9 protein-coding genes are annotated in these 12,958 nt (G+C 74.4%); 2 read left to right on the top strand and 7 right to left on the bottom strand.

Annotated elements, in window-relative coordinates:
• Positions 1-122 precede the first annotated feature (122 nt).
• The gene (locus AMK13_RS21995; RefSeq protein WP_074003741.1) at positions 123-911 is read left to right on the top strand and encodes a sugar phosphate isomerase/epimerase family protein; all 789 of its coding nucleotides are present in this window, start codon (positions 123-125) and stop codon (positions 909-911) included.
• Between the two features lie 78 nt (positions 912-989).
• Here the strand turns inward: AMK13_RS21995 and AMK13_RS21990 are convergent, their stop codons facing one another.
• The 7 genes from AMK13_RS21990 to AMK13_RS21960 form a co-directional block, all read right to left on the bottom strand.
• A complete protein-coding gene (locus AMK13_RS21990; RefSeq protein WP_049650443.1) occupies positions 990-1,691 on the bottom strand; it encodes an aspartyl/asparaginyl beta-hydroxylase domain-containing protein in 702 nt (233 codons plus the stop codon).
• A gap of 34 nt (positions 1,692-1,725) precedes the next feature.
• The gene (locus AMK13_RS21985) at positions 1,726-2,952 is read right to left on the bottom strand and encodes an MFS transporter (RefSeq protein ID WP_074003740.1); all 1,227 of its coding nucleotides are present in this window, start codon (positions 2,950-2,952) and stop codon (positions 1,726-1,728) included.
• Positions 2,937-4,205 carry an ATP-grasp domain-containing protein gene (locus tag AMK13_RS21980; protein ID WP_074003739.1) on the bottom strand — a complete coding sequence of 423 codons (1,269 nt, stop codon included), beginning with the start codon at positions 4,203-4,205 and terminating at the stop codon, positions 2,937-2,939. Before AMK13_RS21980 ends, AMK13_RS21985 begins: the two co-directional genes overlap by 16 nt.
• Positions 4,202-5,476, bottom strand: coding sequence for an ATP-grasp domain-containing protein (locus AMK13_RS21975; protein ID WP_049650440.1), 1,275 nt, complete (start codon positions 5,474-5,476; stop codon positions 4,202-4,204). The genes AMK13_RS21980 and AMK13_RS21975 overlap by 4 nt, the downstream gene beginning before the upstream one ends.
• Positions 5,477-5,573: 97 nt before the next feature.
• Positions 5,574-6,356 (bottom strand): SDR family oxidoreductase, encoded by a 783-nt coding sequence (locus AMK13_RS21970; RefSeq protein WP_234348280.1) that lies wholly within the window; start codon positions 6,354-6,356, stop codon positions 5,574-5,576.
• Positions 6,357-6,361: 5 nt separating this feature from the next.
• Entirely contained in the window at positions 6,362-10,666 is a 4,305-nt protein-coding gene (locus AMK13_RS21965; RefSeq protein ID WP_074003738.1) for a non-ribosomal peptide synthetase, read from the bottom strand.
• A gap of 56 nt (positions 10,667-10,722) precedes the next feature.
• A complete protein-coding gene (locus AMK13_RS21960) occupies positions 10,723-11,532 on the bottom strand; it encodes a 2OG-Fe(II)-dependent halogenase WelO5 family protein (RefSeq protein ID WP_049650437.1) in 810 nt (269 codons plus the stop codon).
• 454 nt (positions 11,533-11,986) lie between these two features.
• On the opposite strand from AMK13_RS21960, the gene AMK13_RS21955 reads away from it, so the two are divergent.
• On the top strand, positions 11,987-12,940 hold the full coding sequence (locus AMK13_RS21955; RefSeq protein ID WP_074003849.1) for a Gfo/Idh/MocA family protein: 954 nt from the start codon (positions 11,987-11,989) through the stop codon (positions 12,938-12,940).
• Positions 12,941-12,958 lie beyond the last annotated feature (18 nt).

Raw genomic sequence — 12,958 nt, 5'->3', positions numbered from 1 at the left:
GGTCAGGACTTTGTCTCAGCTTGAATATATCCTTGGCCCGGCCCGCTCCGCCCTCCTCGCCCGCGCGGGTCGCCCCGCCCGCCCTGCCCTGCCCGGGGCGCCCGACGAACGACGGAGCCGCCGTGCCGCTCGCCCTCTCCACGCTCGGCCTCCCCGGGCTCCCGCTGGCCGGGGCCGCCCGGCTCGCCGCCGAGCACGGCTGGGACGGGCTCGAACTGCGCTGCGCCGAGGGCGAGTCCGTCCACCCGGCGATGACCCCGGGGGAGCGCCGCAGCGCTGCCCGCGTCCTGCGCGCCCACGGCCTCACCCCGCTCGCGCTCGCCTCCTACGTCGGCGTCGCCGCCCCCGGGTCGGACCGCCCGGTGACCGACGCGCTCCGCGCCCACCTGCGGCTCGCCGCCGACCTGGGCGCGGCCGGCCTGCGGGTCTTCCCGCGCGGCGGCGACGGCCCGCGCGCCGAGGCCGACGACCGGGCCGTCCGGCGGCTCGCGGAGGTCGCGGAGGAGGCCCGGCGGCTGGGCGTACGGGTGCTCGTCGAGACCCACGACTCCCACCGGGGCGGCCGGGCGGTGGCCGGGCTGCTGGCCCGGGTCGCCCACCCGGCCGTCGGCGCCCTGTGGGACCTGATGCACACCCACCTGGCCGGCGAGACCCCGGCCGGGACCCACGCGGCGCTCGCCCCGTACCTCGGCCACGTCCAGGTCAAGGACATCGCCGGCCCGCACGACCGCACCCCGCTCCCGCTGGGCGCCGGCGTCCTGCCGATCGCCGACTGCCTGCGCCTGCTGCCGCCGGACACCTGGGTCTGCTGGGAGTACGAGGCGCCCTGGCACCCGGCCGCCGCCCCGCTGCCCCCGCTGCTCCCCTCGGGCGCGGCCTTCCTCGCCGCCCTGCACCGCCCGTCGGGCTGAGCACCCCGCCCGCCGGGGCACACGGGTGCGGGGCGCCGGCCAGGCCGACGCCCCGCACCCACGCGGCACCGCGGCCGCTCAGCTGTGCATCACGTCGTACTTCGAGGCCTCGACGAACTGCGGGGCCCACTTCTGCTTCAGGCGCAGGCAGTACCGGTTGAGCAGATCGGCGAACGGCCCCATCGGGCGGCGGAAGTCGACGATCACGATGACCCTGGGCTCGTCGCTGTGGTTCTCCACCTCGTGCTCGAACGAGACGTCCAGGACCGTTCCCTCGCCCTCCCGCCAGGTGTAGTAGTCGCGGTCGAGCCTGATCCGCGGCGGGTTGTCCTTCGGGATCCGCAGGCCGAGGTGGTAGCGCAGCACACCGGCGTACGGGTCCCGGTGGGCCGGCAGGCCGACGCCCGGGTCCAGGATCGAGATGAACGCGTTGACCACGTTGGGCGTGGACATCGCGAAGTCGAGCAGCGCCGGGCAGTCCTTCCTGGCCAGCTCGTTGGGCCGGCCGTACATGTAGGCGTAGTAGAGGCGCCAGTCCTCCGAGACCTGGGCCGCGCGCACGGGGTCGAAGGTCCCGTAGGTCGGGATGCTCGTGCGGCTCAGGAGCGCGTCCACCTCCGCCCGGACGGCGGGGTAGACGGCCTCCAGGGCGCGTACCTCGGGAAAGACCGTGCGCGGGGGGATGATCCGCGGGCGGCCCTCGCCGCCCGCACCGCGCAGGAAGATCCAGTTGGTGACGGCCCGAAAACGCGGGTGGTTGACGCTGGGTGAGCCTTTCATCGTCCGCTCCCGATTCCGTGTGTCCTGAGACGTGTCATGAGTCGATGGCGATGGCTTTGTGGGGTGGCGGCGTGGTGAACCCGGCGATGTACCGGCCGGCTCCGAGCACCGCCACCAGGACGATCCAGCCCGCGACCGGCGCGGCGGTGACCAGGCCGGCGACGAGCAGTGGGCCGGCGGCGCCCTGGGTGGTCTCGCCGAGGACGCAGGCGCTCTGGTAGAAGCCGTGCTCGTCGGCCGCCGCGAGCACGGCGGACAGGCCCCACTCGCCCGCGGCCTCCAGCAGTTCGCCGCCGGTCAGCGCGATCGTGGCCGCGACGAGCAGGACGACCTGCCAGCCGGTCGGCGCGAACCGGACCAGGCCGAGCAGCAGGCAGCAACCCGCGGTCCACACCGCGGAGTTCCGGAAGCAGCGCAGCGCTCCCTCGCGCGTCGCCGCGCGCCTGCTCACGGCCAGCTGACCGCCCACGGCGATCAGCGAGTTGAGCATCACCAGCCAGCCCAGCACGGACACCGGCACCGAGGCGTGCCGGGTGACCCAGAGCGGCAGCACGGTGCTGAGCAGCGTCGTGTGGACCGTCAGGATCCCCGTCGCCGCGGCCAGTGCGCCGCCGGTGCGCAGACTCCGCGCGCCGACCACCCCCGGTGCGCGGACGGAGGGGGAGCCGCGCCGGCCGGCGCCGAGCGAGGTGGTGGCGAAGCACGCCGCCATGACGAGGTAGCCGCCGCCGATCAGCAGGTAGGCGGTCTCGTAGGCGGACGGCGAACGGGAGGCCAGCAGCCGTACGGAGCACAGCGCGCCGAGGGCGAACCCGATGTTGGTGACGGTGCGCGCCCAGGCGAGCGCCTTGACGCTGTCGCCTCCGGCGCCGGCCAGCATCGCGCGGCGGACCACGTTGCCCGCGCTGTCGAAGCCCCCGGCCACGCAGAGCACGAGCAGCAGGGCCCACGGCGTGTGGACCCGGGCCGAGAGCGGGACCAGCAGCGCCGCGCAGACGGCGGCGACGCTGCCGACGGCGCGGCCCCGGCCCCGGTCGACGAGCAGGCCGGTCGGGACCGCCACCGCCGCCGAGGCCGCCCCCCAGAGCGTCAGGCCGGCCGTCGCGAGCAGCGGCGTCAGCCCGACGATCTGCAGCAGGTAGACCATCACGGTGGCGAGGAAGGCCCCCTTGCCGACGGACAGCACGAGGGTGGCCGACAGCAGCGCACCGGTCCGCTCGGGCGGCCTGACCCGGGCCGCCGCCGCTACGCGGGCGAGCACAGCCCGCCCCGGGAGGCCTGCCAGGTACGGGCCGTGCCGTCCGGCTGCCCGAAGGTGAACCGCAGCGGGGCCAGGCAGCGGTCCAGGGCCCGGAGCATCGCCGCGTGGTCCGCCGCGCCGCCGCGCAGGAAGTCCAGCCGCATCGTCATCACGCTCGGTTCGAGTTCGCTGCCCACCGGCACCCGGGTGACGTAGTCGACGAGGCCCGGCTCCCGTTCGGCCTCCCGCACCCCGTCCACCCGGCGGAGCGCGCCGCCGGCCAGCGGCGGCAGGTTCCAGTACTGGAAGGCGACGTCCCCGGGGGCGGGTGCCGACGGTTCGACCGGCTGTCCGCAGGCCACCGCGATGCCCAGCTCCAGCAGGTCCAGGCCGGTGGTCCGCCGGTGCAGGTCGGCGATGAAGGCGCCGAGCCGCCCGTTGACCTCGATGATCCGCGGGCCCCGCGCGGTGAGCTTGATCTCGGTGTGCACCAGGCCCCGCCGGATGCCGAGGGCGCGGGCCGCCTCGGTGGCCAGCCGGGCCACCTCGCCGCTCTCGGCGGGGGACAGCTGGGAGGGGAAGAACTGGCCCTGCTCGCGGAACGGGTCGAGCAGCGGGAACTTGCCGGTGACGCCGAGCGTGTGGACCGCGTCGTCGGCGACGAGCGACTCCACGGACACGTAGTCGCCGAAGTCGCCCTCGTCCCGGCCGCGCAGGTACTCCTCGACCACGAACGGGCGCTCGGCGGTGGGCGTCAGCTCCGCGGGGTAGCCCTCGGCGTCCGCCACCAGGTGGGTGTCGCGGCTGCTGTGGCTGTGGACCGGCTTGACGACCACCGGACCGGCCAGTTCCCGTACCGCCGCCAGGGCCTCCTCCCGGCTCGTCACCGGGATCGACCGGACGGCGTCCACACCGGCCCGCGCCAGCCGTCCGCGCTGCGCCCGCTTGTCGGTGAGCAGGGTGACCGTCTCGGCCTCGTGGAACAGCAGCCCCAGCCCGTCGCCGAGCCGCGCGGTCAGCGGGACCAGCGGCTCGCTGAACGTGGTGATGCCGCAGGGCCGGTGGGGACGCAGCAGGGCCAGCGCCGGCTCCGGCGCGTCGGGCTCGCACTCGACGACCGGCCCGAACCCCTCGTACGCCGCCCGCTCCGGCGCCCCCAGGGCGCCGGCGACGGCCACGAAGACCGGGCGGAGGCCGCGGGCCCGGACCGCCGCGGCGATGGCGGCGGGGCCGACGGCCGCGCCCGGGACGACAGCGACGACGACGGTGCTCATCTCTCACCTGACTCTGTGTCGGACAACCGGTAGACCTGGTCCTTGAGCTCCTCGATGCGCCGGTGGTCGCGGTGGATCGCGTCCGCGGTCCCGGCGCACTGGAAGATCCTGAGCGTGCTGGAGTAGAGGTCGACGGTCGGCCGGATCCGGTCCCCGGGCCCGAGCTTCAGGTTCAGGCCGAACACGCTCTCCAGCCCGGCGATCCGCCGCACCGCCCGCTCGTCGACGCTCTCGACCACGCCCGACAGCGTGGTGGAGGTCGTGCAGCAGACGGCCTCCTCGAATTTGTGGTAGCCGCGGCCCGCGTACTCGGCGGCGAACCGTTCGGGCCGCAGGTACGCGAGCGCGCTGAGCGTCGCCTGGTTGGCGCCGGTGCAGCGGTCGTGGAACCCGGGGTGCATGTTCCCGGCGATCCGCGAGCCGACCTCCACCAGCGCCGGCCCGTCGGCGGTGACGATCACCTCGGCGTGGCTCGGCCCGTGGCGGACCCCCAGCGCGGCGAGCGCCCGGTCCACGTAGTCGGTCAGCTCGGCCGCCGGCGGCTCGGCCGGCGACAGCAGGCGCTCGCGGTCGTAGATGTTGCGGCCCGAGGGCAGCAGGCGCTTCTGGTACTCCCACACGCCGCACACGTAGCGCCGGCCCTCGTGGGAGACCATGTCGACGACGTACTCCGTCCCCTCCAGGTAGGACTGGACGAGCGCCTCGCGGTTGGGCGATCCGTAGATCGTCTCGGTGTCCAGGACGGCCTTCGCCGCGGACCGCACCTGCTCGGCGTCGGCGCAGACGACGACCCCGTCGCCGGCGGCGGAGTCGAGCGGCTTGACGACCACCGGATAGCGCCCGGCGCGCTGCGCCCAGTCCACCAGGGCCTGCGGGTCGCCGCTCTTGAACTGGTCGGCGCAGTGCAGGCCGGCGGCGCGGAGCACCTCGATCATCCGGTACTTGTTCCGGCGGGCCTCGGAGAGCTCCGTCCCGTTGGTCGCCAGGCCCAGCCGCTCCGACAGCCGGTCCGCGAGCAGCACGCCCGGCTCCTGTCCGGCGAGCACGCACACCGGTGCGTACCGCGCCAGCTCCGCCACCGTCCGGTCGAGGTCCTCGTGGACGATGTTCGCCCGGTAGACGGTCAGGTCCGGGGCGGGCATGGAGGGCATCAGCCCGGGGGTGCTCTGGACGTGCACCAGGTCCGCACCCAGGGCGGTGAACTCCGGTGGCAGGTAGCCGCCGGAGGTGTAGGCGTCGACCAGTACGGCGACCGGCCTGAGCTGTGACAACGTTCCTCCTCGTCATGTCGGTCGGACGGAGCCCGCCGGGCGGACGGCCTCAGCGCGGAAGCCTCCGCGGCGTGCTCCTCCGGGTGGTGCGGGGCACTCAGACCTTCTGACGGGTGGGGCGGAGCCGGATGTCGTCGAGGTGCACGTGGGTCGGGCGGCCGACCGCGAACTCGACGACCGACGCGACGTCCTCCGGGGTCAGCAGCGGCCCGCTCTCGGCGGCGACCGCCTCGAACCACGCGCTGTCGTAGCCGGCGGCGTCCTGGAAGCCCGAGCGGACGAAACCGGGCTCGATCAGGGTCACCCGGACGTTGTGGGCGCAGACCTCCTGGCGCAGCGCCTCGACCAGCGAGTGGACGGCGAACTTGGTCGACCCGTACACCGGGTTCGCGGCCGAGACCTGCCGTCCGACGGTCGAGCCGATGACCACGATGTCGCGGACCCGCCGCCCCCCGTCCAGCTCCGCCTGCCGCACGAACTCGGCCGCGGCGTCCCGGAGCTGGTGGAGGACGGCGAGGACGTTGACCTCGATCAGCCGCTCCCAGCGGGTGGGGTCCGAGCCGAGCACGGTGCCCGGCAGGCCGTGCCCGGCGCAGGCGACGAAGATGCTCGCCGCCTCCCACTCCGCCGCGGCCGCGGCCAGCAGCTCCCGCGCGTGCCCGGGCGTCGTCACGTCGCCCGGGAAGGGCCGGACCGCCCCCGGGGCCTGGTCCGACTCGGCCGCCAGGTCGGCGAGCCTCCTGCCGTCGCGGCCGGTGGCCAGCACCCGCACGCCCTGCCGGGCGAAGCGCGCGGCGATCGCGCGCCCGATTCCGGAGGAGGCCCCGGTGACCACGGCGACCCGCTTCTCGTCCATGCCTGTTCCCTGTCTGTCGTCCATGTCGGTTACCTGGTGCCCGCGGAGGGGAGTTCGCCCTGCTGCCCGAGGCCGGTGAAGAAGGCGTGCAGCCAGGAGCCCGTCACCTCGGGGAACTCCACCCCCAGCCGGGCCAGCAGCCGCCGGGTGCGGGTGTGGTCGTACCGCACGTTGCGGTCCGGTCGGCCGGCCCAGAAGTGCGCGAGCGAGAGCTGCTCCCCGCCGTCGCCGAGGTAGCGGCCGAACAGCTCCGCGAAGCCTTCCGCCCCGTCCTCGGCCAGGGCGTACCCCTGGTCGCGCAGGACCGTGAAGAGCCGCTCGTAGGACACCTCGTGGTGGGTGTCGAGGTGGAAGGTGCCGCCCCGCACCCGCGCGCTGCGCGAGATCTCCAGGATGCCCCGCGCCACCACGTCCACCGGGCTCAGCGCGAGGGTCAGGGCGCCGACCCGGGGCACCCGGCCGATCCGCACCGACGCCCGCAGCAGCTGGACCAGCCGGTTGTCGCCGCCGTTGCGCTGGAAGCGGCCGGACACCGAGTGGCCGCTGACGTTGCCGGAGCGGTAGACGAACGCGTTGCCGCCCTGGGTGGCGAAGCCCTGCACGAGGCGCTCGGCGTCGTACTTGCTGCGCTCGTACTCGTTGAGGAACTCCTGGCCGATGTCCAGGCTGTCCTCCGAGAAGACGGCCGGCTCGCCCGGCGCGCCGCCGCCGCAGACCGCGAGCGTCGAGACGTAGTGCAGGTCCTTGGGCCGGCCGGTGGTCGCCAGCCGGATCATCGCCCGCACCGGCTCGGTGTTCTGCCGGTCGAAGGACTCGCGGTCGCCGAACAGCCTGGTGTCGGCGGCCAGGTGGTAGAGCGCCTCCGCCTCGTGGCACAGCCGTCGGTAGTCCGGCTCGGCGAGGCCGAAGTCCGGTTCGGCGAGGTCGCCGGCCAGCACGGTGAGCCGGTCGGCGTACTGGTCGAGGCGACCGTCCGGGACGTACCAGGCGTAGGCGTCCGCCAGGCGCTCGGCGGGTGTCCGGCCCTCCTTCGCGCGGACCAGGCAGACCACCTTCGACCGGGTGCGGGTCAGCAGGAGGTCGAGCAGGTGCGCGCCGATGAAACCGGTCGCGCCGGTGAGCAGGACGGTGCCGTACTCGCGGACGGACCCGGCGGGCGGCTCGCACTCCAGGGCGCCCGGCACCTGGGCGAGGAGCCCGGTGCTCGATCCCGACTCCAGCACGAACCGGCCGTCGGCGGGCGGGAGCCCCGCGCCGCGCAGCAGGTGGTCGCGGGTGGCGCGGGCCAGGTCGAGCATCCGCTCGGGGTCGTGGCGCGCGGGTGTGTAGGAGAGGTCGGCCACCAGCTGCCCGTCGTGGACGCGCGCCGTGAGCTTGAGGCCGTAGCCGCGGTCGTTCTCCGGGCCGCGGACCGGTCCCACCGGGTGGCGCGAGGGCCGCAGGTGCAGGTCGTCGCCGAAGGGCAGGGCGAACGGGCCGAGGTAGTTGAAGCAGACGTCGGCCCGCTGCGGCTGCTCGTGCAGGCCGTAGGCGACCCCGAGGGCGGGCACCTCGGCCAGGGCCGCCGCCGCGGACTTGCCGGTGGCGGCGAGGTCCCCGGCGACGGTGCGCACGCTGACGGGGAACGTCGAGGTGAACCAGCCCACCACGCGGGAGACTTCGAGTGTCTCGTCGAAGCAGATCCGGCCGTGGCTCTCCACGTCCGCGACGAGTTCGTCCGTGCCGAGCTGCTCGGTGAGCGCCTGGGCGAAGGCGCCCAGCAGTGCCGCGTGGGCGGGGATGCCGGAGCGGGCCGCGGCCTCGGTCAGGGCGGCGCTCTGCGCGCGCGACAGCCGGAACCAGAGGGCCTGGGCGTCGCCCTCGCGGTTGTCGCCGGGGGCGCCGGGCCGTGGTGCGACGGCGGGCAGCCGGGCCAGGGAGTCGAAGTGCGCGAGGTCCCCGCGCAGTTGCGCGGCCCGGTCGCGCAGGTGGGTGGCCCACTGGCCGAAGCCGGTCGGGCCGGGGGCGGTGGTGGGCTCGCCGCCGCGCAGCCGCTCGCTGTAGCAGCGGCTGAGGTCGCTGACGACGATGCGCCAGGAGACCGCGTCGATCGCCAGGTGGTGGCAGATCAGCAGCAGTTCGGCCCGGCCGTCGCCGAGGAAGAGGTGCACCTTGAAGAGGTTGCCGTCCGCGATGCGGATCTCCCGCTGGAGGGCGGCCGCGACGTCCCGGACGGTCCGGGCGGCCGGGCTGTCCTCCTCGGGCAGCCGGGACCAGCTGAACGCGTCGGCGGGATCGACGAGTTCGCGCCGCCGGCCGTCGGCTCCCGGGCGGAACGCGGTGCGCAGCATGGGGTGCAGGCCCACCACGTCGGCGACCGCGGCGGCCAGCTCGGCCGGCCGCGGCGTGCTGTCGGTCTCCAGCAGCAGGGCCTGGTTCCACTGGTCGGGCTGGGCGAACTCCTGCCGGAAGAACCAGGTCTGGGCGGGGGAGAGCGCACGGTCGTCCGCGACGACCCGGGCGGCGGACGCGCGGCCGTGGTCGTCGCCCCCGCGGTCCTCCCGCAGCCGGGTGGCCAGGGCGGCCGCCGTCGGCTCGGCGAGGAAGGCCGCGGCCGACACCCGGTAGCCCTTGGCCTGGAGGTCCGCGATGACCTGGATGGCGTCGATCGAGCTGCCGCCGGCCTGGTCGAAGTCCTGGTCGACCGCGAAGTCGCCGTGGCCCAGGTGCCGTTGCCAGGAGGCGAGGACGTCGGCGAGCACCGGGTCGCCGCCGTCGGCGGCGGGGTCGGACGGGCGGGGCGTGCGCTCGGCGAGCCGTGCTTCGAGCAGCTCCCGGAGGGCGGCCTGGTCGGTCTTCCCGTTGGCGTTGCGCGGGAAGGCGTCGAAGGCCTCGATCCGGTCGGGGACCATGTGCGCGGGCAGCAGCTCCCGCAACTCCCGTCGCAGCACGGCCGGTTGGATCGCCGGACGGCCGTCGGCGGCCGGCACCACGGCGGCGACCAGCATCGCCCGGTCCCTGGTGAGCAGGACGGCCACCGCGTCGGCGACCGCCGGGTGCCGGCGCAGGCCCGCCTCGACGTGGCCGAGTTCGATCCGGTACCCGCTGACCTTGACCTGCCGGTCGCCCCGGCCGAGGAACTCCAGCACGCCCCGGGAGTCGGCGCGCACCCGGTCGCCGGTGCGGTAGGCGCGTCCGAGGGCCGGGTCGAGCCGCGCGAGGTCGTCCGTGAAGGCCGCCGCGGTGGCCTGCGGGTCGTCCCGGTAGCCGAGCGCCACCGACGGGCCGGCGATGTACAACTCGCCCACCGCGTCCCGGTCGTGGAAGGTCCCGTCGTCGGCGCGGACCAGGAGCCGGGTGCGGCCCAGCGCGGTGCCGATGGGCACGGAGGCGCCGTCGAGGGCGTCGAGGTCGCTCGCGGCGGTCAGCCGGTGCGCGGCGACGCCCACCGTCGCCTCGGTGGGCCCGTAGTGGTTGACGAGGTTCCGGGTGACACCGGAGTCGAGGATCCGGCGGGCCAGCGGCAGCGCCAGCAACTCCCCGCCGAGCAGCAGGAAGCGCAGCTCGGGCCGGGTCGTCCCGTCCTGCCCGAAGGCCCGGAAGACCACGCTCCAGTGCGAGGGGGTGGTCTTCAGGACGTCCACCCGGTGGTCCTGGAGGTAGCGCAGGAGCGCCGCCGGGTCGCGCCGGGTGGCGTCGTCCACCAGGTGCAGCGTGCCGCCGGTCCACAGCGGGAGGAACAGGCAGGTGTTGCCGAGATCCGCGGCGAGCGTGGTGACGTGCGCGTAGGAGAGCGGTTCGGTGATGTCGAGCCGCTGGAGCAGGGACTCGGTGTAGTGCCGGATGTTGGCGTGCGAGACCTGCACGCCCTTGGGCACCCCGGTGGAGCCCGAGGTGTAGAGCACGTAGGCCGTGTCGTCGTCGGCGGGCCCGGGTTCCGTAGGCCCGTCGGCGGGGGCCGGCGGGGGCACGAGGCCGCCGCCGGCCTCGTGCCCGTCCGCCACCCGCAGTCCGGACCGGCGCAGCTCGCCGTGGTGGCGCGGCTCGGCGAGCACGAGGTCGGGGGCGGCGAGGGCGAGCCGGTTCGCCCCCTCGGCGACCGGTTCGGTGGGCTCGACGAGGGTGAAGGCCGCGCCGGCGCCGAGGACCGCCAGCTGGGCGACCACGGCGTCGGCCGTGCGGTCGAGATGGATGCCGACCAGACAGCCGCGACCGATGCCCGACGCCCGCAACAGGTCCGTCAGACGGTCCGCCCTGGAAGCGAGTCGGGCGTAGGTCAGACGTTCCCGACCCACGACGACGGCCGTTCGATGCGGGTGGGTTCGCGCGTGTGCGCGGACGAGCGCCGGGAGCATGCCGAAGTCCTCTCTGCGTGTCGACGGTCGATTCGAAGGCTGTGGCGGGAGCGGCGTCAGCTCCAGTAGACGAGCGGTTCCTTCGGGCCCTTGGTGGCGATGAACGCGGCCGCGCCGACCCGGTGTTCGTCCTCGCCGCTGGTCACCGCGTGCAGCATCCGGGGGCTGAAGATGATCAGGTCGCCGGCCTCGGGGTGGATCACGTGGACCGGGGGCTCCACGGAGTCGGGCTGCAGGCCCTCGACGTCGAGGATCGTCGCGGTCTCCTCCGGGGTCGGCTCGCGCAGCCAGAGGTGCAGGTCGCCGCCCTTCTTCGGGACCTGGAGGTAGACGTTGGCGACCAACTGGTTGAGCACGCCCGCGATTTCGGGGGCGTCGGTCTCCTGGTCGATCGCGTCGTTGTGCGGGTAGAACTTCGAGGTCGAGGGCTGGAAGACTCGGAAGGCGCCGACGAAGCAGGCCCGCTCGCGCAGCCGCAGCAGGTTGGCGCCGGCCGGCCACAGTTCCTGCAGCTCCAGGCGCACCCGGTCGATCGGCGAGAGGTACGGGTGGAACATCGAGCGGACGTCCTCGATGGCCGGCAGGGCGCTGTCGTGGTACTGCTTCGTCAGCTCGGCGTCCCACTTGGTGTCGATGTGCGGCATGTACACCCGTCCGACACTGCTGGTGTACTGCTTGTGGTAGTGCCCGAGCGCCTGGTGGTTGATCGCCTTCTGGGCGACCTGCTCGGCGATCTCGACGGGGTAGTAGCCGCGTACGTGGATCGCGCCGATCTCGCGCTCGGCCAGCTGGAGCAGGGTCCGGGCGGTGAGTTCGGTGGCGATCTCGTTCGTTGCCGACCTGACGACGTGCGCGGTGGCGGTCATGAGCGTGCTCCTGGGAAAGCGACGGGACAGGACTGTGCGCGCGCCTCCGGCGTTCAGCGGGGCGTTGGTGCGGTGGAGGCGTCGGAGGGGCCGCCGGCGGTGCCGTGACGCGTGAGCGGCACGGCGGACACGTCCGGCGCGGGTCTCGGCCGCGAGGACGCGTGGAGCGGCACGAGGAGTGGAACGGGCGGTCGGCCGCGGGGGCGTTCGGAGCCCTGGTTTCCGCCGCGTCCCTCCGTTCCGTGACACCGGGCCCCCGGTGTCAGCGCTCGATCACCGTACCCCAGACAATGTGACAGTACAATGTCATGTTGTCCGAAGGGGCTGTGATCAGCCACTGGTGACGGATGGTCAGCAGTTCACGGACGGGACCGGACGGCGGGCGGTGGCGTGCCCGGGCCGGCCGGTGCGTAAGGTGGGTCCGCCGATGATCGTCCGCATGCCGGGAGGCCTCATGACCAGCACGCCAGCCGCCGACGCCCCGCTCCCGGTCGGGGTGATCGGCCTCGGCGACATCGCCCAGAAGGCCTACCTGCCGGTGCTCACCGCGCTGCCCGGGCTCGACCTGCGGCTGATGACCCGGGACGCGGCCAAGCTCGACCGGCTCGGCGAGACCCACCGGATCGCCCCCGAGCACCGCTTCACCGACCTCGGCGCGCTGATCGGCAGCGGCATCCGCGCCGCCTTCGTGCACGCCGCCACCGACCAGCACGTCCCGATCGTCGAGCAGCTGCTCACCGCCGGGGTGGACGTCTACGTCGACAAGCCGCTCGACTACACCCTGGACGGCGCCCGCCGCCTGGTCGACCTCGCCGACCGCACCGGCCGCTCGCTGATGGTCGGCTTCAACCGCCGCTACGCGCCCGGCTACGCCCAGGCCAAGGAGCGCCCGCGCGACCTGATCGTGCTCCAGAAGAACCGCGAGGGCCTGGCCGAGGCGGCCCGCACCCTGGTGTTCGACGACTTCATCCACGTCGTGGACGTACTGCGGTTCCTGGCCCCCGGCGAGATCGAGCACGTGGACGTCCGCGCCCGCACCCGGGACGGGCTGGTCGAGCACGTGGTGCTCATCCTCGGCGGCGAGGGCTTCACCGCCCTCGGCATCATGAACCGGGTCTCCGGCTCCACCGAGGAGGTGCTGGAGGTCTCCGGCGGCGACTCCAAGCGCGAGGTGCACAACCTGGCCGAGGTGGTCGACCACCGCGGCCAGCCGACCGTCCGCCGCCGCGGCGACTGGGTGCCGGTGGCCCGTCAGCGCGGCATCGAGCAGTGCGTGCTCGCCTTCCTGGCGGCCGTCCGCGCCGGGCGCACCCTGGACGCCCACGACGCGCTGCGCACCCACGAGCTGTGCGAGCTGGTCGTGGAGCGGATCGAGGCTTCCTGGGAGTCCACTGGGAGCGGGCTGTGAGAAACCCGGGCTGAGCGG

Origin of the sequence: Streptomyces sp. CB02056 (assembly GCF_001905545.1) — a bacterium.
In the GTDB taxonomy this organism is placed as follows: Bacteria; Actinomycetota; Actinomycetes; order Streptomycetales; family Streptomycetaceae; genus Kitasatospora.
Note: the sequence above shows the minus strand (reverse complement) of the source record. Positions and strands in the feature narration are given on the sequence as shown.

Coding starts and splice junctions, on each gene's coding strand:
- AMK13_RS21990 (WP_049650443.1), bottom strand. CDS start 1,691: ATGAAAGGCTCACCCAGCGTCAACCACCCGCGTTTTCGGGCCGTCACC.
- AMK13_RS21960 (WP_049650437.1), bottom strand. CDS start 11,532: ATGACCGCCACCGCGCACGTCGTCAGGTCGGCAACGAACGAGATCGCC.
- AMK13_RS21980 (WP_074003739.1), bottom strand. CDS start 4,205: ATGAGCACCGTCGTCGTCGCTGTCGTCCCGGGCGCGGCCGTCGGCCCC.
- AMK13_RS21970 (WP_234348280.1), bottom strand. CDS start 6,356: ATGGACGACAGACAGGGAACAGGCATGGACGAGAAGCGGGTCGCCGTG.
- AMK13_RS21955 (WP_074003849.1), top strand. CDS start 11,987: ATGACCAGCACGCCAGCCGCCGACGCCCCGCTCCCGGTCGGGGTGATC.
- AMK13_RS21965 (WP_074003738.1), bottom strand. CDS start 10,666: ATGCTCCCGGCGCTCGTCCGCGCACACGCGCGAACCCACCCGCATCGA.